The organism is Pseudomonas sp. RA_5y_Pfl1_P24, assembly GCF_963970945.1.
GTDB classification, from domain to species: Bacteria; Pseudomonadota; Gammaproteobacteria; order Pseudomonadales; family Pseudomonadaceae; genus Aquipseudomonas; species Aquipseudomonas tritici.
On sequence record NZ_CAXAOJ010000008.1, the window covers coordinates 73,342 to 93,319 of the forward strand.

The window sequence follows — 19,978 nt, forward strand, 5'->3', positions numbered from 1 at the left end:
ATTGCCCGTTTTCGACTGTGGATTCAACCAGAACCAGACAGTCAGCCCAGCCGACCTACGGCAATTAGCCGACGTCTTGATAGGCTTAATACGTCATGAGAGATCCGCCGCGAGGTTGGGAGAGTGCCTGGCAAAAGCAAGGGAGATTCAACCAGCCAGCAGAAGCGTTGATCAAGCAACTCGTAGAACCACACTAGGCTCAAGGACTGGTTGGCCTCGTTTCCAAAGCCGCAGCCGTGTTCAACCCACAGCTTTTCTAATAACCATTACAGATATCCTACAATTAGCTGTTGTTTCGAGCCCACAACGAACTCGTAGTTAAGGACGCACTTATGCCTGGTTTTTCCCTGGAAGGATTCGCTGACGACATCGTCGCGGTCAAAACAAAGGAGTACTTCAACGAGGTTTTATCGTCATACCAGAATGGTAATTACCGCTCCTCCATCGTGATGCTCTGGTCAGTCGCGGTGTGTGATGTGCTATACGCATCTTAGTTTTCAGCTACTCTCCAGCAGTCCATTTTAAGACGCGCTGACGGGCCAAAATTTATGCGTGGGTGAGGTACCAGCGCCAATCCTGCTCCCCGACTTCAGCATTGAATTGACGGAACTCGCGCCACTTGATCGCCAGAAACACTTTCAGGAATTCAGCCCCCAGCGCCTCGCGTGCCCACGTTGAACGTTGCAATGCCTGCAACGCTGTAAGCCAGTCGGTGGGTAGAAAATCGGTCGCCTGTTCATAGCCATTGCCCACAATCGCCGCGCCAGGATCGCTTTGATGAGTGATGCCGTGGTGAATGCCCGCCAGTACTGCGGCGGCAGCGAGATAGGGGTTCGCATCGGCACCGCAAATGCGGTGTTCGATGTGCCGACTTATCGCGGGGCCGCCGGGTACGCGGAACGACACCGTACGATTGTTGACGCCCCAACTTTTGGCGAGCGGCGCGTAACTGCCGGTCTGGAAGCGTCGATATGAATTGGCATTCGGGCAAAATATCGCCAGCGAGTCAAACAAGGTCTCCATCATCCCACCGATGGAGTGCCGCAACAGCGGCGTGCCCTGTGGGTCTTCGCTCGCATACAGGTTGTGACCCTGCTCGTCGGCCAGGCTGACGTGCAAATGCATACCGCTACCGGCCTGATCGCTGAATGGCTTAGCCATGAAGCACGCTTGCAGCCCGTGTTTGTTGGCCACACCTTTGACCAGGCGTTTGTAACGGACGCCTTCATCAATGGCCTGGAGTGCGTCGAAACGATGTTCCAGCGTCAACTCGAGCTGGCCCGGAGCGTACTCGGAGATCGCCGTACGGACCGGCAGCCCTTGCAGCGCGCAAGCAGCATAGAGGTCATCAAGAAACGGTTGAGCCTGCTCCAGTTCGTAGACGCCGTAAACCTGCGGGGCAACAGGGCGTACGCCATTGGTTTGCAGTGCCGGCTGCGGCCGACCGTTGACGTCGCGCTGCCGGTCCAGCAGGTAAAATTCCAACTCAACGGCCATTACCGGATGGAATCCATCGGCTTTCAGCCGCTCGATGGTGTGCACCAGTACATGGCGTGGGTCGGCCGGTGCGGCCGGAATACCTTGGGTCGGGTGCATGCTCACCTGCACTTGGCCGGTGGGATTGGTGCGCCAAGGTTGCAGGGTCAGGCTTCCCGGTAAAGGGTAGGTCCAGCAGTCGGCGTCAGCAACATCCCAGACCAAGCCCGTCTCGTCGACGTCTTCTCCCTGCACGGTCAAGGCAAGAATGGAACTCGGCAGCGGCCGACCATTTTCGTAGACCGCCAGTAGCTCATTGCGATGCAACAGTTTGCCACGTGGAACACCATTCGTGTCGATAAGGATCAACTCGATGCTCAGCACTTCAGGGTGGGCGGCGAGATAATCTTCGGCCTCTTTTTTATCAGCAAATTGCATGTCAAACCTCTTAGCGCTCATTCAAGCGACTTGGCAGTATTTGTGAAATGTGGAGTCTTTAGACGTCCAGTTATGAAGGGATGACCCGAGCCCCAGGTATGGCAAGCAGCGTGGTTAGCGCGTTATCCAACTCAACGAGCAGCCTGTCGATATCCGATGAACTTGTCTGTGGACAGCACAGGGTCATGTTGTGAAAAGGCGTGATCAGGATTCCGCGATTGATCAGATAGAGATGCAGCGCCATCTGTAGGCTGTCATGAAAAGCTGCCTCGGCTTGCGCGCCTGTTCTCGGCGGGGTGGCACAGAATTGAAACTCACACCGCGCGCCCAACTCTGTTACCGACCAATTTAGTTGGTGCTGCTTGAACAAGTATCGAAATCCCTTAGCCAACCCTGATGCGAAATGCAACATGTTCTGGTAGGCAGACTCTGTCATGACCTCTTCGAGATTGGCTCGCATGCAACGCATCGCCAGCGCGTTGGCGGACAGTGTCGTTCCCATACCACTGTGGCCATGCCCACCGCTCTCTTCGCTAATGGTCTTCTGCGCGTCGTGCATGGCCAACGCAACTTGCTCGGTAACGCCAAACACAGCGCAGGGCACGCCACCGGCGATGGGTTTACCCACCACAAAAAAGTCGGGTTTCAACTCCCATTGGCGAGTGCATCCACCGATGCCGGTGGAAATAGTGTGGGTCTCGTCAATGACCAACAGGCTGCCATATTTGAGGGTCAACTCTCGGCACTTTTGCATGAAGCCCGAATCGGGCAGGACCATGCCTATGTTCGTCATCGCCGGCTCACACATCAGCGCGCACACATCGCCCTGGGCTAAAGCAGCCTCTAATGCGTCGACATCGTTGAAGGGGATGGATCGACTGTACTGGGCCAAGTCGTAGGCTTGGCCCACAAGACCTGGACGGTGCACTGTTTTGCCGTCGCGGTACCGCACCATCACGTCATCCACGGTGCCGTGATAGCAGCCGTCGAACACCAGCAAGACATTGCGTTTAGTGATAGCGCGCGCCCAGCGCAACACATAACGATTGGCGTCAGTCGCGTTGGCGGTGACCTGCCAATAAGGCAGCCCAAATCGCTGAGCCAGCAACTCTCCGCAGACCACCGCATCTTCGCCAGGCAGCATCGTGGTCAAGCCGTTATCCGCCTGCTCAGCTATGGCTCGGGCGATAGGATCAGGTGAATGGCCAAACATCGTGCCGGTGTCGCCCAGGCAAAAGTCAATGTATTCATGATCGTCAACATCGGTGAAGCGCGCGCCTTTGGCGCGCTTGACGAAGAGCGGCGAAGGCATGGACCAATCGCTCATCCAGTGCATGGGAACACCGTTGAACAGATTCGCCTTGGCACGCTTGGCCAGCGCCATTGACGTTGGGTTGTTTTCAATGAATCGGGCACGCTCGGATGCGGTAAACGCAGCAATCGCTGATTCACTAATTCCACTTTTCGACATAATAAGAACCCTATGTTAAGTACCAACATTAATTAAAAGTCGTTGCTGTCTATATATTATTCGGTAATCCATCGCCACATTTACTCACGCATCAGTCCCCTAATGACTAGGGAATGCAGATACGTAAACTTACAACTCGGGTGTTCGCGTTAAATATTTATAGCGTGGACTAACACACTCTTTGGTATATCGCGGTGATAGCAGCAGCCCCACCCAGGGTCATTCATTGATCGTGTTGGAGAAAACCTCAAACTTAATAGCCAGTTTGTCGGGCAGCCAGCGTATTTAAGTCGATTTCGGCACGCAGCCTTCGCATTGTTCGCTCTAGGTATGCTCTAGGCGAGTTACCGAAATTGTAGATTCCGGAGTCTAATTTTCCGTATTATTCCCGCTAAGCGGGGATAAACCGACGTGACTTGAAATCAGGCTTGAGGGGCTTTGTTCTCGACCAGACAGTTCCCTCCATCCACCACGAGGACTTCCCCTGTGATGTAACTGGCGTCAGGCGACGCCAGAAATGCAACCGCCGCCGCCACTTCGCGGGGGCTGCCTGACCGCCCAATCGGGGTAAAGCGCCCCGCCTCTGCTTCAACGGACGTGGTTGACCCGGTGTTGATCCATCCGGGAGCCACGCTGTTTACGGTAACCCCCTGCTTGGCGACTTCAAGTGAGAGTCCCATGTTCATGCCAACCATCGCGGCCTTGGCGGCGCTATAAGCGGCTTCGCCCGGATTGCTCCCCCTGGTGCCCGTGGTGGAACTGATATTGACAATGCGCCCGTAACTTCGCGCCCTCATACCGGGCAAAACGGCCCGAGTCAGAAGAAAAGCGGTCGTTAAGTTTCTGGCCAGTGAACGATTCCACTCATGCAGTTCCATCGTTGCCAATTCCGAGAAAACCTCAGGGCTTCCTTGCATGGCCATACCAGCATTATTCACCAGAATATCCACCCGCCCCCAGACTGACTCTGCCCATAGGCTGAATTCACGTACCTGGCTTTCATCGGTGAGGTCAGTTGGCCGGCCTTCAACTTCAAACCCTTCAAGGCGTAGCTCTTCAATCCGATCCGCGATGCGGTTGCTGCTGGCAGTGATAATCAACTTCGCCCCGGATACACCTAGCCTGCGAGCAATAGCCATACCGATCCCAGATTCACTCCCGGCACCACTGACAAGTGCCACATGCCCCCTCAATTCCGTACCCAACATGGTGTGCCCCACGTATTAAATTTGAAAGAGAGTAGAAATTAGGCCAATAAAACTGATAAATAAAGACGATCATCATCAGAAAATTTGACAACCACTATGGCGTTTACCAGTGAGTCACTTAAAGTTTTCCTCTCGGTCGTCGACAGCGGGTCCTTTTCTGCCGCCGCTCGAAAATTAGGCCGGGTACCCTCGGCCATCAACATGGCGGTGTCGCAGCTTGAAGCAGAGCTGGATTTGTTGCTTTTTGACCGATCAACCCGCAAAGCTATTCCTACGGCGGCCGCCAAAGCACTGGAGCCCCAGGCACGACAAGTCGCCAGCCAGTTAAACCTGCTGGACGCCCATGCGCTCCAGCTTCATCAGGGGTTGGAGGGGCGCTTGGTCCTTGCGATGGCGCCGGAGTTGCAAACAGGCGTATGGAATCGTCCGCTGTCCATTATCGGCAGGGAGTTTCCCACGCTTGAAATCGAGATTCGCTCCGCGTCCCATCCGGAGGCGATGCGCATGCTCCATGAAGGGCGTGTGCAATTGGCACTTGGATTTGAACGACCAGGGCTTGACGAGCGGGAGACGTTTCTCGAAGCGGGGAGCCAATTGTTAGTAGCAGTTGCCTCTCCAGATCATCCTGCGGCCGCCGGCAAGAAAAGCCCCTTAGGTGAAGAGCAACTGGTCAACGTTCGGCAGATCATCGTTTCTACTGGAGGACCTACAGACTCTGACCCACGTGTTGTGCTGTCACGGCGGATTTGGCACAGCGACAATTATCTGGCAACTCTGGATCTGGTGCAGCAAGGATTGGGCTGGGCTTATCTTCCACAACCGCTGGTACAACCTCTAATCACTTCGGGCGCATTGACGGAGGTAGTGTTTGACAACATGCCGAGTCAGATGCGGTTATGGGTCGATATCATCTGGGTAAAGAACCGGCCTCTGGGGCTGGGAGCGCGTCGTTACCTGAGTCTGATGCGCGAAATTGCGGAGGACGAGCCTCGTCGTATTTGATGAGTAAAAGTGCACATTGAGGCTTCTGGCGGCGTCCAAATGCGGCCCGACGGTTGATTCACAAGAGCGAGTTTCGCCGTCCGTCACGCAGCTATCTTTCGCAGAAGCTACCCTCGCAGAGAGGCGGCTTTCGGCCGATTGTGTTGAAAAAGTTCGGTCCTTCCAGGCTGCGCATGTACTGACTGCTGAAAATGCCTTTTTTGCGCGCAGCTACGCGAAATCTGAGCCCGGAACCCTCTGCTCAAAGTAAAGATTTCAATCTCAAACGCGTACTTTTCTGCCGTGGAAACCATGGCCGACTTTTTCAACAGAATAGGCCAGAAGCGGTCATTCATACGCGTCTACCAAGTGGGCATTCAGAACGGCGCGACAGGCTAGAACCCACTATTCAGTGCAGTCGTCCCGTAAATCGCTCTTCAGGGAATCCGGCAGCTACAACGGCTTCGGCTTTTATCAACGTGCCATCGAAATCTGCCGGTTTATCCAGCCCTATCCGTGCGCTGGTGCAGTAAAGCGTTTCATAACCAGGTCCCGCTAACACCGGGCAAGTTGTCTGAATACACGGGGAGTCGATCACGCTGTCAACTTTGCCGTCAGTCGCGTAACGCACGACTCTGCTACCGCCCCATTCCGCATTCCAGAGAAAACCCTGCGCATCAATACAAGAACCGTCTGGAGCACCCTGACCGTTGATTGTGGTGAATACACGCTGGTTTTCTAGCGACGGGTAATCGCAGCAGAAAATGCATCCTTGCAGGGAATCCGCGTAATACATGGTGGAACCGTCCGGGCTAAAACAGATGCTGTTCGGGATCGCCACTTCGGGAAGATCCAGCGTTTCTGTCTCGAGCGTCGCGGCATTGAGCCGGTGAAATCTGCCTATGGTTTGCACCGGCTCGCCGGTGTCCATAGTGCTGAATACGAAGTTTCCCATACGGTCGCAGCGGCCATCATTGATCCGGGTTCCTGCCACGCCAGGGGTGGCTATGATTTTGCTGAAACGACCGGTGCTCAGGTTGTAGTAGCCCAGGCAGGATGCCAGTCCCATCAGCAATATGTCTTCGTCTGCCGTGAGGGCAAATGACCCTAGCGGCTCTGGCAGAGAGCAACGCTGCACTTCGCCGCTTTCGGGGTCCAGAGCACGCAACTCGCAGCCGGGTATGTCGGTCCAGAACAGGCGTTCGGTTCTTTCACACCAGACAGGGCATTCGCCAAGAAGACTGGTGGTGCCGGTTAGGGTTTTAAACATGGTTGCGTCCTAGGAAACAGGATGGGGCAAACAAGGCAGTCAGTTGGAGAAAAGCGCTGACCACCTGTCACCGAACAGGGCGATGGCCAGGCCTGCGAGCATCACCATCGACCCGGCCAACTTGATGAGAGACACCGGCCTTTCCGATGCCCCCATCAATCCGAAATGATCGATAACCAGTGACGAAATAATCTGCCCTGCGATAGCGAGGCCCAGCATGGCTGACAGACCGATTTTTGGCGCAAGCACCACATAACTAAGCAAGGCACCGGCACCCAGCAGACCGCCCAGCAGGCTCCACCAAGGCTGGGCAGGTATAGCCGCCAGTGAGGCCACTATCCCGCCGCGCATCAATGAAAAGACGCCCAGGCATATCGCACCGGCAGTAAATGAGAACAGCGCCGCCGCTACGGAATCTCCACCCACACCTTTAGCGAGTTGACCATTCAGCGTGGTCTGCAGGGTTATGCCAAGCCCTGCGGCGATGGCCAGCAGGTAGTAGGCTGCGTTCATCTCGCTTCTCCTTACTTGGCTGACTCAAGCGGCATAAATGTCTCGGCAAAAATATCCGGCTGGTAGCCTGCGGCAGCAAACAGATGCTCACGGGATTCGTCGATTGCTGCACGCAGCCTTTCGCTGTCCACGCCCAGCACCTTGCCGCCGCGCTTGACGATGCGCCCGCCAATCATGACCGTGTCGACATTGCTGCGTTCGGCCGCGTGTACAACGGTGCCGAATGCGTTGCCTGACGGGTAAAGGTTGATGTCCTGTGCATTGATAAGGATCAGGTCGGCCTGTTTGCCGGGGGCCAGGCTGCCGACTTTGTCCTGCAATCCGGCACAGGTAGCGCCGTCGAGAGTGGCGGCTTTGAGCAGGCCATGAGCAGGCAGGGTCACCGGATGATGTTCTGCGCCGCAGCAGCGCTGCTGGTGCATGCCCATGACGCGCTGCAGGTAGAACGCCACCCGCATCTCCATGAACATGTCACCGCTGTAGGAGGTTTCGTTATCGACACTCAGCCCCGGACTGATGCCGTGACGCTGGGCCGACTGCATGGCGAACATTCCATCTTCAATGCCGTAGTGGGCATCTGAACGCGGGCATACGTTGACCCGCACGCCAGCCTCGCGAAGGATTTTCCAGCCGGCGTCCGGCAGCGCTGTGCAGTGGTTGAAGATGTTATCGGGGCGCAGCAGACCCTCGCGATGCAAACCCTCCAACTCAGCTGCCATGTCCCCGCCGAAAAATTCGGTAATGATCGGCAGCCCCAAGCGTCGGGCTTCAGCCCATAGCTCAGGCTCCAGCTGCGCCATCACCGCCAGCGAGAGCAGTGGATTGTCGCCGTTCTTGACGTATTTTTCCTGCAGGCGCTCCAGGTTGCCGGGCCAGTGGGCTTTGTCCCACTCACCGGAAACTGGCGCACCGGAGGCGTGTACAGATCGGATACCAGCATCAAGCAGCGCCTCTACCGCAGCATCGGAGTGCGAGCCGGTGCGGCTGTTGTGCGAGTTATCGACCACGGTGGTGATGCCGGCATCGATGCAGCCCAGCGCAGTCAGTAGGTTGCCGATATACATGTCAGCCGGGCGATAGTATTTGGCGAACGAGAAGTGCGTGGCGTTGCAGTAATCTTCCAGGGTTTCGGCATTCGGATTGATTCGACGCAGTTGGCCCTCCCAGGAGTGACGATGCGTATCGACCATGCCGGGCATGGCAATCATGCAGGATGCCTCGATAACAACAGCGTCGCCGGCCTCAATGTTTTCACCTATGGCCGTGATGGTGCTGCCTTCGATAAGGATATCGCCGCGCGCCAGATTGCCGATATCACCATCCATGCTCAGCACAGTGGCGCCGCGGATAAGGGTGCGGGCGGCCGGAGCGGCCGGGGCCTGCACGATGCTGCGGTTATATTCAGCCATTTTCTGTACACCTCTTCAAATTTCGTTGGAAGCAATGTACGCAATGCGGTACTGCGGGAAAAAGATGGTTAAACTGTTTTTATTATTCAATATTTACGAATAATAACGACTTCCCCGATCACTGCTTTGAGGCTGCTAACAGTCATGGACCGTATTCAAGCGATGCAGGTTTTCGTTCGTGTGGCTGAAGCAGAAAGCTTTATCCAGGCGGCGCAGACGCTCTCTCTGCCGGCCTCGACAGTTACCAGCAGCGTCAAAAATCTTGAGAAGTACTTGCAGGTGCGCCTGCTGAACAGAACAACGCGACGGGTCAGCCTGACGCATGAGGGCGCTCAATATCTGGCGCAATGCAGGGAAATATTGGAGCTGATCGAACACACAGAGACCAGCCTGACGGATTCCGTAAAACGGCCACAGGGGCGTTTGCGTGTCGATATGCCGGGTGGCATTGCACACTTCATCGTCATGCCAAACCTGCAAGACTTTTACAGGCGCTACCCGGATATCTACCTGATGATAGGCGTCAACGATCGGCAGGTTGATGTGGTGCAAGAGGGTGTCGATTGCGTTATTCGTACAGGCGAGCTCGATGACTCAACGCTCGTTGCGCGCCCACTCGGTCGGTTTCGCTGGGTGACCTGTGCGTCTGCCGCCTATCTCGAAGAGAACGGTACTCCGCAAAATCCGCAAGATTTGTCTCACCACCGGGCCATTCATTACTTCTCGGGCCGTGCAAGGCAAGCAGGTGAAATGCGCTTTGCCCGTGGCACCGAAAAAATCTCAGTCCCGGTGAACGGCACAGCGGCTGTCAACGAGACTGGGCTTTACATCAAAATGTGCCTTGAAGGTTTAGGGCTGGTGCAGCTCGCTGAGAACGTGGTCAGCGAGCATCTGCGAAAAGGGCGGCTGGTTGAAGTACTTGCTGACTGGCAGCCCGCATCGGTTCCTGTGCACCTGCTATACCCGCATCAGCGCTTTCTATCGCCAGCTGTGAGCGCATTCGCTGACTGGATTGCTGGTCTTGTTCGCGACGATGATTCAGCAGGTTCAAGTTGAACGTTGCGCCCGGCCAGCATTCCGATGAATGCGCCGGCTACGGAGATTGCGGCTGTGATCAGCAGCGGTGCTGTCCAGCCACCGGTCCAGTCGTGCAGTTGGCCTAGCAGCAAGGGGCCTGCGGCTGCCATCAGGTAGCCGACGCACTGCGCCATTCCTGACAGTGCCGCCGTGTCACCGGCATTTTTTGTGCGCAAGCCGATGAAGGTCAGGCCGAGCATCATGCTGGCACCAGAGCCGAAGCCCAGGAACGCGGCCCACAACATGGCGTAGTCTGGCGCGTAAATGAGCCCGATCAGGGATGAGGCGGTTAACAGGCTGACGGTAGCGGCTGCCAGTTTCTGGTCTTTGAGACGGCGAAGCGTGGCCGCCAGAATCAACCCGGGAATGGCCGTGGTCAGTTGAAGCGTGCCATGTACCGTGCCTGCTTGCTCCGGGGATATGCCATGGTCCATCAGAATGGTCGGCAGCCAGCCGACGGCGACATAAAAAGGCATCGCGTTCAGCCCCATGAACAGTGTGACCTGCCATGCCAGCGGCGAACGCCAGACGGCCACGGTTGGCGCTTGTTTCGGACCGGACAGATTTACGTGTTCGTGTTTTTTCAACTGCGGCAGCCACACCACCAGCGCCAACAAAGGGGCTGCGACCAACAAACTCAGGGCAATCGGCCATCCCCATGATTGGGTCAGCGGAACTATTACGGCTGAACCGACAGCGCCCGCTGCGCCCATCGTGATGGAATAAGCGCCGGTCATGGACGCCATTTTTGTCGAGAAGTCGCGTTTGATAAGGCCGGGCAGCAGCACGTTGCCCAGGGCGATCCCAGTGCCTATCAATATCGTACCGGCGTACAACGCCCACGCGCTGCCTGCGGAGCGGAGCAGGATGCCCGCTGAAATGACCAGCAGCGCACCGAAAAGCGTGCGCTCGATGCCGAACCTGCGGGCGACCGATGCGCTGAGCGGGGAGAAGGCTGCAAAGGCAAGTAATGGCAGTGAAGTAAGCAGGCCTAGAGCTGAGGCGCTCAAGCCAAAATCATTCTGGATCAGCGGCAAAACGGGCGCGATGCTGGTAAAGGGAACGCGCAGGTTCACGGCGATAAGCAGAATGCCTGCGACGAGCGCGATGGCATGCCACTTGTTTTTTGTATCTGACATATTCTTTATCTGTCCTCTTGAAAGAAGACAACTGTAGAGAACTTCAGAACTGTATGATATAGATATCAAGACACCCGATACCTAAATTATGCCAAGCTCAAAAAATATCGTTTCCTCGCCGGAAGATTTCGATTCAGACCTTTTCGCCCAGGCAGCGATTGCCCTCAAGGTTGCGCCTGACCTCAATGATTCGGGTGCCCGCCCGCATGATCATCGCAAAGGCCAGCTGATCCTGTCTTTGCATGGCGCAGTGAGCTGTGAGGTGCAAAATGCACTATGGCTTGTCCCTCCCCAGCACGCCGTATGGATCCCGGGCGGCAAGCCGCACAGTTGCCGAGTGACCGAAAACGCCCGGACCTGCTTTCTGTTCGTTGAGGCCGGTGCGGCAGCCATGCCTGAAGAATGCTGCACGGTTGCCATTACGCCCCTTGTTCGGGAGATGATCCTGCATCTCGCTGAACAGGAACCTGCTTTCCATCCCGAGGGCAAGACAGCTCGGCTGGTTGCAGTGCTGCTTGAGCAGCTTTCCGATGCTCCGCTGAGAGAGCTGCATTTGCCGATATCAGACCACCCCAAGATCAAACAAATCGCGGATACGCTCTTCTCAGATCCAGGCGACCGAACTACGTTGCGCGAGTGGGCCACTCGGCTTGCAACCAGTGAACGAACGCTGGCCAGGCTTGTAGAAAGCACGACCGGGCTGAGCTTCGGACGCTGGCGTCAACAATTGCATTTGATGATCGCACTGAGTCATTTGGCGGAGGGGGTTTCAGTGCAACGTGTGGCAGGCATTCTGGGATATGACTCTGTTAATGCCTTCATCACGATGTTCAAAAAAGCCCTGGGTAAACCGCCTACTCAGTATTTTTCCTCGCTGCGTTAATGCTCCGGTGGCTGATACAGAGCGCCAAGGTTGTAGAGTGATCACGGTATGTCCGCTTCTGGCCGTTAGTAGATGCTCAGGCTCCTTAGCCTCGAGCACAATCCCACGCGCAATCGGGGAGAGGCGTACCGATACGATAACGGCGTCTTAAATTTCCCGAAAAAAGGTAGGGATGCGCAAGCGATCCGAAAAATTGCGGAAGCGATGACCAAACCGCAGACAATAAAAAACCCCGTAGACGTTAATCTACGGGGGCTTCTAAGAGTGGAGGCCGAGGTCGGAATCGAACCGGCGTAGGCGGATTTGCAATCCACTAATATTCTTTTTATTTTCAATAACTTACCGCCACATCAATTCCGCATCACCAACGTTTCTACCTCGCTGGAGCCCTCTGAAATCGGGAGGCTCTGTTTCCGTTGCGGAATGGATTTTCTTTGATTTATAGACTGCAGTCGGGTTAGCCCTCCAGTTCGTCCTATCGAGTCTTCCGCTCAACGGTCCCACGGATTAGCCCCCCCCCTCTAGGACGCTTTAAACGGGCAGTTACGGGCTAAATCCCAAGTCCGCAATGCCAAGAGCGACCTAAAGCCGCCCAGGTATCGCCCTAAACTCTCTCTAAAAGTCAGCCCAAAATCATAGCGACCTCCTCGCCAATGGCTGAAATTTGACTTCGACAGATCCTAAATTTTAGCTAACGGCATATACAGGGTGCATATTCAGTGATGGCGCAATACAATCACCTCAACTCAAAATGGAGATGTAACAGTGAAAACATCACGATTTTTATTAGTAGCAGGCATAGCAATTCTTGCCGGATGCTCAACGCCGGACATGTTAAGAACCAAACCACCTTCAATAGAAATAAGTAGTTCAAACAAAGCTAAAGCTGTTGCTGGATGCATAGTGCTCGACACAGAAGAGATCTTTAGAGAGCCTTTGGCGAGAAATGCAAAAATCCATACCCGCCCTATTTCGGGAGGCTATTCAATTTGGCTTGTTCAGGGTGTGGCATTTGGAGAATCAACAGCTATGGTTATTGATGTAAGTGACACCCCAAGTGGCTCCACTACGTCTTTTCATAATGATTTGACATCTGTGTATCTTGAAAGAACTAACAAGGTAATTCGCAACTGCCAAGGCGCTTAATCAAATACAATTTACACTTACAAATTATTAAGAAGGCGGACTAACAATGGTTTTCCATCCTTTCCCGTGCAACGTTGTCAATCGCGGTACCGGCGGGGAACTCTATGATGGGGCACAGGAAAAGCTTGGACCCGAGGCTACACCCACCGTGAGTGTGGACTCTCACTAAGGAACAATGCAATGAAGCTGTGCATCCCCACACTTTTCGCCTGCCTGTCTTTCACCACCAGTGGAAGCGCAGCAACGCCACCGCTTCCCGATCAGATACTCTGTACACCCGATGAAAATCACCGCGTCGGCATTGAGAAACTCGACCTGCCGGGGTCTGCGGCTCATTTGCTCGAGTACGGCGGAAAAGTCACAATAACCCAGGAAGAACATCAAGCTCATTATTCATACGGAAAGGGCCAGGATTTCTACCACCTCAAAGAGAAGACTGTTTACTCAAAGGACTTCGTTAACATTCAGCGCGAAGTTTTTTTATACTCTGATCCTGGATGGGCCGACAGCAGCGGCGTCCTGATACTGCGTGCTCACTCCGGATCAGGTTTTTTCTATATCGATTGGACCAAGCAGAGGTATTACGGGTACACACACGAGCTGGGTGCCATTCATTCCTTTGCCGGATCATGCACGGTGCTCAAGAAATGAGGCACGCTATGACGCCACCGAGGCACACCCCGATTGTGTAGGGGTATGTAGAGGATTTAGGGGGAAAAGCCCGTAGCCGTTGGGCGTAATGCGCGCATGCATGAGGCTGCATAAACGCCTCATTGGCATTGAATGGCATAGATTGGCGTGCTGTTTGCCCCATTTTTGCCCCATGGGTTCCGCTCGTTCAGGCAACCTCACGCTCCCATGATGGGATTGGACAAACAATCCAAAAAGACGTCGGTTCTGCATACAAGCCGCGGTGCCCACGTGCTGTACCGTACTCAAGCTCCGCTCAAGGGCGGCCATAACTCTGAGCGAATAGGAATAGCCTGCCTGTCAAAATGCCACTAGACTGGAAATTGCTAAACGGAGGCGGAGTCAAGGAACGATGGCAAATCCAACAGTGATACCTTTCCATACTGCGCGCCAGTTGCTGGACCACTTGTCCCCACTAAACCCAATTTGGGATGTTGGAAGATTCATCTTTAGAGGTCAGCCAAGTGATGAGTACAAGCTGACCCCATCAGTGTGCAGGCGTGGAATTGGTTCATTCGCCTATGGCTCGCCAAGGAGGGTTTTTGATGCCTCAACGGCAGGGCAAGTGGCCTTTGAGCTGGAGATACTCAGAAGATTCTTAACGGGCTGTGATCGCTCAGGGCTAAATGTTCCGGGTTACACAGAACAGTTAAGCGGAACACTTGCCGATGGTTGGGGTTCGTTCCAAAGTCCGCATATCTCTTGGCCGTCTACTCAACTATACGAAATCATGGCCGTAGCTCAACACTACGATGTACCCACTCGTCTCCTCGACTGGACTGAGAGAAGCTTTGTCGCCTGTTACTTCGCTGCCTCATCGGCAAACCTTGAGATTGATAGCAGGAAAATGCCGAGGCTAGCTGTCTGGGCCCTGGACACCACTAATTCGATGCACTGGAAAACAGTGAAGGTGATTAGGACTCCAGGGGGGACGAGCAAAAATCAGGCGGCTCAGTCTGGTTTATTCACCACGCATGAAGTTAAAGGATATAACCCGGACGACTTGTATCAGGTCGAAGCACTAGAGGATGTTGAAGAGATTTACAGCACGGCAGGGAGCCACACACCACTTGTCAAAATGACCTTGCCGATCGAGGAGGCCCCCGCTTTATTAGACCTTTGCTCGAGACTTGGCGTTGATGGCTCAACGCTCTTTCCCGGCTTCCATGGCGTGGCAAAAAGCGTTAAAGACTGGGCCAACGTTGAGGTTGGAGTGAGGCCGTCTCAGTCACTCATTCAGGAGTACAACGAAGATGGCTACGATCCAGACTTTCATTAAATATCATTCGTATGCGGGGCCCGACTATGCTTGATTTTCCCGACTGCGGCCGGAGCCTTTGGCGATGACGACGTGATTGACAATAACTTTCTTGATTATAAAAAGGTAAAAAATGCACGAGCGACTTAACGAATCAAACACTCATCTACCAAAAATCTTCCATCAAGGTTATGAGCTTTGTTTCTTCGCGCATGATGTAGCTACAAATTTATTGAAATCCGGTCATGAGTGCGGAATATTCTCACTGAAGCTAGATGAAATAAAAGACGATGCCGATTCGACAGAGTTGCCAGATCTCGTCGAGATCATCAAAAATAAAAACCTTACACACAAACTACCAGAAATACTAATTAGCAGGATTTTCCCATCAATACTAGGCGATTCGCTTCACTATATATTTGAAGCCTTAGAGGCAGCCCGCAAGGGAAAAATAAGCGTCGCGTACACACTACTAAGGAAACCTCTTCAGGACAACCTTTTGGTCTTGGAGTCAATCATTGAAAATGAAGATCAATTTGCTGAGCGACTATCCTGCACTCCCCCAAAATTCAACCGTGGAGATGACTTAGCGTCTCATACAGCTCGAATCACAGCAACATTAGACAAAATCGGACACTCATCCGCTTTCAATGCTGAATATCTAGCACAGCTGCGCTATGATAAATCCTGCGAGGATAGCTTCGATGGATTCTGCAATAAGGCGACACATCTAATCACTTCAAAGTCTATTTTAAAAACTACGGCATACAGTCTTAACTTTATCTTCCCAACCAACCATTCACTACACTTGCAGTGGTCTTTCCTCTTTAGCCGCCTCCCTTATATACTCGTATACACTACTGCGCTTTGTGAATACATCTCCAAAAGATTTGCACTTACCTACCCAGAGTACACGGACGATATGGAGCGACGGGCAGCAGCCTTATACATATTAAATACACTAGAGCTAGAAGATTTTATAAGTCCACCGCTTGCTCATCTAACTATTTACTTCTATGACTGGCTGAAATCGCATTGCAAAAAAGAGGGCTACGAAGAGCCAGATACTGAAGACCTTCTTCGCATGAGCACTTCAGGAGCCTTTCCCGGCGAGCCGGAAGAGCTTGTTCAAGCACGATTGTCTGCATTTGAAGCTTTGGCAAAGCTATACTAAAAATCGGAGTTATCAGTCGTATGTAAACAATTCAGGTATTGTATTCAGACGGTCCTGATATGCCCTTGAGACCATTCAACTTTCATATTCGCTTCCCAAGCTGATAACGAGGCCTCAATTCCATTCACCCGCCCCACTACTTCAAGGCTCCAAGCCTTACTCGCTTCAATTAGGTATTTGTTTCAGGTTTTCCAGCCACCCCTAGAATTGAAACAGACACAGTCGTATTAAAGAATACCTACCTCACGAAATGCCTTCCATCCGCTCATCACAACCACTATTTACACGCTACAGCCCATAATTGATCCAGCTTGGTTGTATAGCTCTGGCTCATCATCTCGCGACGCATGGCCCAAGCTGGGTTGCTGGGCACGCTGGCTGAACGCAGTGTTCCCCTCCCCCATCGCCCATTGATCTGGTCCAGCACAGTCATCACTCGAGTGGACTCGGCAGGCTGCGAAGTAGCGAATAGATCATCGGTGTACTCTCCAGGCTGGTAGAGATTGAGCAACATCACCTCAGCCTTACTGTATTTGAAGCCTGGCCGGTAAATACGGTCGACAGCATCAACAGCCGCCTTTGTCAGCAGTCGCACGTCATCGGTGGGATACGGCATATCTACCACCACCCCGTTGGTATACTTCGCCTCCTCTGGATTGAACATGCCCGTGCGAATGCATACACGCACCTTTTTACAAAGAGAGTTCTGAGCACGAAGCTTCTCCGAGGCTCGCATCATGTAGGTGGCCACCGCCTCCTTGATCGGCGGCAACTCCGTCAGCCGTTTACCGAACATGCGGCTGCAACAGATCTCCTGCTTCGGCGGATCGGGCTCATCCAGCTCCAGACAAGGAGTGCCGCCCAGCTCCCTCGCCGTCTTCTCGATCACAATGCTGAACTTCTTACGGAGCGTCCACGGAGCTGCCTTAGCCAGGTCCATAGCCGACTTGATACCCATGGCATCAAGATGGAGCTTCATCTTGCGGCCAACGCCCCAAACCTCCGCCACGTCCGTATTGCGTAGCACCCAATCACGCTTAACCGGATCGGTAATGTTGACCACACCACCGGTTTGAGACTGCAGGCGCTTTGCGGTGTGGTTTGCCAGCTTCGCCAGGGTCTTTGTGTGAGCGATGCCAACACCGACCGGAATACCCGTGCAGCGAAGTACCTGGGCGCGAATCTGCCGGCCTAACGCATCCAGCCCATCGATACCCGTCAGGTCGGCGAACGCCTCGTCGATGCTGTACACCTCAACCGCCGGCACCATCGCCTCGATCAGGCTCATCACGCGCTCGCTCATGTCGCCGTACAGTGCATAGTTGGAGGAGAACGGGACAATGCCGTGCTGCTTGAGCTTGTGCTTGATCTGGAAATACGGCTCGCCCATCTTGATGAAGGGTTTGGCGTCGTAGCTCCGGGCAATAACACAGCCGTCGTTATTGCTCAGCACTACGATGGGCACCTTCACCAGGTCAGGCCGGAATACCCGCTCGCAACTGGCATAGAAGCTGTTGCAGTCGATCAGTGCGAAGGTTGTCTGCTGCTTAGACATGGCTGCGCACAGTGCTGGTGATCACGCCCCAGATCGACAGTTCGTCGCCTTCGAGAATGTAGCGTGCCGGGAACTTGGGGTTTTCGGAAAGCAGGACCACCTCCCTACCGCGCTTACATAAGCGCTTGCAGACGGGCTCATTGTTCAGCAAAGCCACCACCACATGCCCATGGATCGGCTCAAGGGCACGATCCACCACGGCCAGGTCCCCATCGAATATCCCGACGCCTTGCATGCTCTCTCCGGTGATTGCCACCAGGTACACGTGAGGCGCTCGGATATTCAGGACCTCATCCAATGAGATGTGCTGCTCGATGTGGTCCGCTGCCGGCGAAGGAAAACCGGCCGGAACCTGGAACGAGCACAGCGGCAACTTCGCGCCGATCTCTGCGATGGGACCTATGATGGTGAAGCTCATGATGCGGCCTTTTACATTTACTGTATGAATGTACAGTTAACTTTGTAGAACGCTTGCGGTCAATTTTTCTGTAGGGGATTTCGACAAGCGGAGAGGTGCGTATGTGTGGGCGATTCGTGCAGTACGAAGGGATGGCGATCTATATCGAAGAGCTAAACCCACAGATAGAGCTGTTCAGTGGGTATGACGCCGTGCCGATCAATCGGTACAACATCGCTCCGACGACGCGGGTGCAGCTGCTGCACACCGCAGAGGACGGCCTGCATATCGATGCAGTCAAATGGGGATGGGCGCCTTTCTGGGCCAAGGGCAAACGCCCCGACCCGATCAACGCCCGCATAGAGACGGTCGCCACAGGCAAGTTTTTCAAGCAACTGTGGCCGAATGGCCGAGCCGTGGTGCCGAGTGAGGGGTGGTATGAGTGGGTCAAAGACCCCGACGATCCGAAGAAAAAACAGCCTTACTTTATTCGCCTGAAAAGCCAGAAACCTATGTTTTTCGGCGCGCTCGCCCAAATCAGTCTTGGCCTTGAGCCCCAAGAAGGAGACGGTTTTGTAATCATCACCGCCGCCAGCGACCGGGGGATGGTGGACATCCATGATCGCAAGCCTTTGGTACTGACGCCTGAGCATGCCAGGGAGTGGCTGGATCCAGGTCTTGCGCCAGAGCGAGTTCAAGAAATTGCCACTGAGTGCTGCCAGCCAACCGAGGATTTTGAGTGGTATGCCGTTGGGAAAGAGGTGGGGAACGTGAAACATCAGGGAGCCGAGCTACTGCTCCCATTGTCATCAGAGGATGATTAGCCCCGTAAGTGCTGCTCGAGCAGTTGAGCGGCCGCCGGGAAGCCTACCCAAGTTGCGTTGTGATCAAGCCCACGGCTAGCCAACACAACAGCAGCCAAATCGTTAAGGTCAATCTCTCCTCGCGAGGCCGCCGCAAGAAGCTGAGAGGGCAGGACATTCAAATGGTGAGAGGCAGTTTCCATGGGGTTCATCCTTCCTTTGCGTGACCACAGTAACGCTCTACCATAAACACATAGCAAGCCAATCAGATCGAACATAGCGACCATCAAAACAGCCCCCCTAACGCGGCGGGCTCCCAGTTCATGATCACCAACTCTCCACTGACATCGGCCCTTCCCTGCCGCTGGTTGGTAGTGCTGTAGCGAATATCAACGGTTTCAAAATGGAAGCCGTCAAAGACCTGCCGAATGTCCGGGTGATCATTGATGCTGACCATGACCTTACCTTTGCAGCGACGCATAAAGTCCGCCATGCGCTCGTAATTCTCAAAGGGAAAATCCACGCCATAGCCTGCCGTCTGCCAGTAAGGCGGATCCATGTAGTGAAAGGTGTGTGCACGGTCGTAGCGCTCAGCGCAGTCCAACCAAGGAAGGTTCTCAACGTAGGTGCCGGACAACCGCTGCCATGCTGCAGAAAGGTTCTCCTCGATCCGCAGCAGGTTGATGGCCGGGCCAGTGGTAGCAGTGCCAAACGTCTGCCCGGTCACCTTGCCCGCAAAGGCATGGTGCTGCAGGTAGAAGAACCGAGCGGCACGCTGGATATCAGTAAGGGTTTCAGGGCGGGTCATCTTCTGCCACTCGAACACCTGGCGGGAGCTGAGAGCCCATTTGAACTGGCGCACGAATTCTTCCAGGTGATTCTGCACAACGCGGTACAGCGTCACCAGGTCGCCATTAATATCGTTGAGGACTTCAACCGGCGCGGCCTGGGGGCGCATGAAGTAGAGCGCTGCACCGCCGGCAAAAACTTCAACGTAACATTCGTGTGGCGGGAAGAGCGGGATAAGGCGGTCGGCCAGGCGGCGTTTGCCGCCCATCCAAGGGATGATGGGTGTAGACATAAAAAGGCA

19 protein-coding genes are annotated in these 19,978 nt (G+C 54.2%); 8 read left to right on the plus strand and 11 right to left on the minus strand.

The window, feature by feature from the left end:
• Positions 1 to 546: 546 nt before the first annotated feature.
• From AACY30_RS15050 to AACY30_RS15060, 3 genes are all read right to left on the minus strand, one after another.
• Positions 547 to 1,914 carry a glutamine synthetase family protein gene (locus AACY30_RS15050; protein WP_339472064.1) on the minus strand — a complete coding sequence of 456 codons (1,368 nt, stop codon included), beginning with the start codon at positions 1,912 to 1,914 and terminating at the stop codon, positions 547 to 549.
• A 70-nt stretch (positions 1,915 to 1,984) separates the two neighbouring features.
• Positions 1,985 to 3,385, minus strand: coding sequence for an aspartate aminotransferase family protein (locus tag AACY30_RS15055; RefSeq protein WP_339472063.1), 1,401 nt, complete (start codon positions 3,383 to 3,385; stop codon positions 1,985 to 1,987).
• Between the two features lie 422 nt (positions 3,386 to 3,807).
• Positions 3,808 to 4,593: an SDR family NAD(P)-dependent oxidoreductase gene (locus tag AACY30_RS15060; RefSeq protein WP_339472062.1), complete on the minus strand. Its 786-nt coding sequence runs from the start codon at positions 4,591 to 4,593 to the stop codon at positions 3,808 to 3,810.
• Between the two features lie 96 nt (positions 4,594 to 4,689).
• On the opposite strand from AACY30_RS15060, the gene AACY30_RS15065 reads away from it, so the two are divergent.
• On the plus strand, positions 4,690 to 5,595 hold the full coding sequence (locus tag AACY30_RS15065; RefSeq protein WP_339540571.1) for a LysR family transcriptional regulator: 906 nt from the start codon (positions 4,690 to 4,692) through the stop codon (positions 5,593 to 5,595).
• 388 nt (positions 5,596 to 5,983) lie between these two features.
• Here the strand turns inward: AACY30_RS15065 and AACY30_RS15070 are convergent, their stop codons facing one another.
• The 3 genes from AACY30_RS15070 to AACY30_RS15080 are packed head-to-tail and all read right to left on the minus strand — an operon-like array spanning position 5,984 to position 8,766.
• Complete coding sequence (locus AACY30_RS15070) at positions 5,984 to 6,844, minus strand: SMP-30/gluconolactonase/LRE family protein (protein WP_339540572.1); 861 nt, start codon at positions 6,842 to 6,844, stop codon at positions 5,984 to 5,986.
• Positions 6,845 to 6,883: 39 nt separating this feature from the next.
• Positions 6,884 to 7,357 carry a DMT family transporter gene (locus AACY30_RS15075; protein WP_339472059.1) on the minus strand — a complete coding sequence of 158 codons (474 nt, stop codon included), beginning with the start codon at positions 7,355 to 7,357 and terminating at the stop codon, positions 6,884 to 6,886.
• A gap of 11 nt (positions 7,358 to 7,368) precedes the next feature.
• On the minus strand, positions 7,369 to 8,766 hold the full coding sequence (locus tag AACY30_RS15080; RefSeq protein ID WP_339540573.1) for an amidohydrolase family protein: 1,398 nt from the start codon (positions 8,764 to 8,766) through the stop codon (positions 7,369 to 7,371).
• A gap of 144 nt (positions 8,767 to 8,910) precedes the next feature.
• Between AACY30_RS15080 and AACY30_RS15085 the strand changes: the two genes are divergently transcribed.
• Positions 8,911 to 9,822 (plus strand): LysR family transcriptional regulator, encoded by a 912-nt coding sequence (locus AACY30_RS15085; RefSeq protein ID WP_339472057.1) that lies wholly within the window; start codon positions 8,911 to 8,913, stop codon positions 9,820 to 9,822.
• Here the strand turns inward: AACY30_RS15085 and AACY30_RS15090 are convergent.
• Positions 9,735 to 10,982 carry an MFS transporter gene (locus AACY30_RS15090; protein WP_339472056.1) on the minus strand — a complete coding sequence of 416 codons (1,248 nt, stop codon included), beginning with the start codon at positions 10,980 to 10,982 and terminating at the stop codon, positions 9,735 to 9,737. The two genes, AACY30_RS15085 and AACY30_RS15090, sit on opposite strands and share 88 nt — an antisense overlap.
• A gap of 88 nt (positions 10,983 to 11,070) precedes the next feature.
• Between AACY30_RS15090 and AACY30_RS15095 the strand changes: the two genes are divergently transcribed.
• The 5 genes from AACY30_RS15095 (at position 11,071) to AACY30_RS15115 (ending at position 16,133) form a co-directional block, all read left to right on the plus strand.
• Entirely contained in the window at positions 11,071 to 11,865 is a 795-nt protein-coding gene (locus AACY30_RS15095; protein ID WP_339540574.1) for an AraC family transcriptional regulator, read from the plus strand.
• Positions 11,866 to 12,630: 765 nt separating this feature from the next.
• Positions 12,631 to 13,011 carry a hypothetical protein gene (locus AACY30_RS15100; protein ID WP_339540575.1) on the plus strand — a complete coding sequence of 127 codons (381 nt, stop codon included), beginning with the start codon at positions 12,631 to 12,633 and terminating at the stop codon, positions 13,009 to 13,011.
• 180 nt (positions 13,012 to 13,191) lie between these two features.
• Positions 13,192 to 13,662: a hypothetical protein gene (locus AACY30_RS15105; RefSeq protein ID WP_339540576.1), complete on the plus strand. Its 471-nt coding sequence runs from the start codon at positions 13,192 to 13,194 to the stop codon at positions 13,660 to 13,662.
• Between the two features lie 391 nt (positions 13,663 to 14,053).
• On the plus strand, positions 14,054 to 14,980 hold the full coding sequence (locus AACY30_RS15110) for an FRG domain-containing protein (protein WP_339540577.1): 927 nt from the start codon (positions 14,054 to 14,056) through the stop codon (positions 14,978 to 14,980).
• Between the two features lie 112 nt (positions 14,981 to 15,092).
• Positions 15,093 to 16,133, plus strand: a complete 1,041-nt coding sequence (locus AACY30_RS15115; protein WP_339540578.1) for a hypothetical protein — start codon at positions 15,093 to 15,095, stop codon at positions 16,131 to 16,133.
• A 277-nt stretch (positions 16,134 to 16,410) separates the two neighbouring features.
• Here the strand turns inward: AACY30_RS15115 and umuC are convergent, their stop codons facing one another.
• Positions 16,411 to 17,688: a translesion error-prone DNA polymerase V subunit UmuC gene (gene umuC, locus AACY30_RS15120; protein ID WP_339540579.1), complete on the minus strand. Its 1,278-nt coding sequence runs from the start codon at positions 17,686 to 17,688 to the stop codon at positions 16,411 to 16,413.
• On the minus strand, positions 17,681 to 18,106 hold the full coding sequence (locus AACY30_RS15125; protein WP_339540580.1) for a LexA family protein: 426 nt from the start codon (positions 18,104 to 18,106) through the stop codon (positions 17,681 to 17,683). The genes umuC and AACY30_RS15125 overlap by 8 nt, the downstream gene beginning before the upstream one ends.
• Positions 18,107 to 18,207: 101 nt before the next feature.
• Between AACY30_RS15125 and AACY30_RS15130 the strand changes: the two genes are divergently transcribed.
• On the plus strand, positions 18,208 to 18,909 hold the full coding sequence (locus AACY30_RS15130) for an SOS response-associated peptidase family protein (RefSeq protein WP_339540581.1): 702 nt from the start codon (positions 18,208 to 18,210) through the stop codon (positions 18,907 to 18,909).
• On the opposite strand, the gene AACY30_RS15135 is transcribed toward AACY30_RS15130, so the two are convergent.
• Complete coding sequence (locus tag AACY30_RS15135; RefSeq protein ID WP_339540582.1) at positions 18,906 to 19,091, minus strand: hypothetical protein; 186 nt, start codon at positions 19,089 to 19,091, stop codon at positions 18,906 to 18,908. The genes AACY30_RS15130 and AACY30_RS15135 overlap by 4 nt on opposite strands.
• 83 nt (positions 19,092 to 19,174) lie before the next feature.
• Positions 19,175 to 19,969 carry a DNA adenine methylase gene (locus AACY30_RS15140; protein ID WP_339540583.1) on the minus strand — a complete coding sequence of 265 codons (795 nt, stop codon included), beginning with the start codon at positions 19,967 to 19,969 and terminating at the stop codon, positions 19,175 to 19,177.
• Positions 19,970 to 19,978 lie beyond the last annotated feature (9 nt).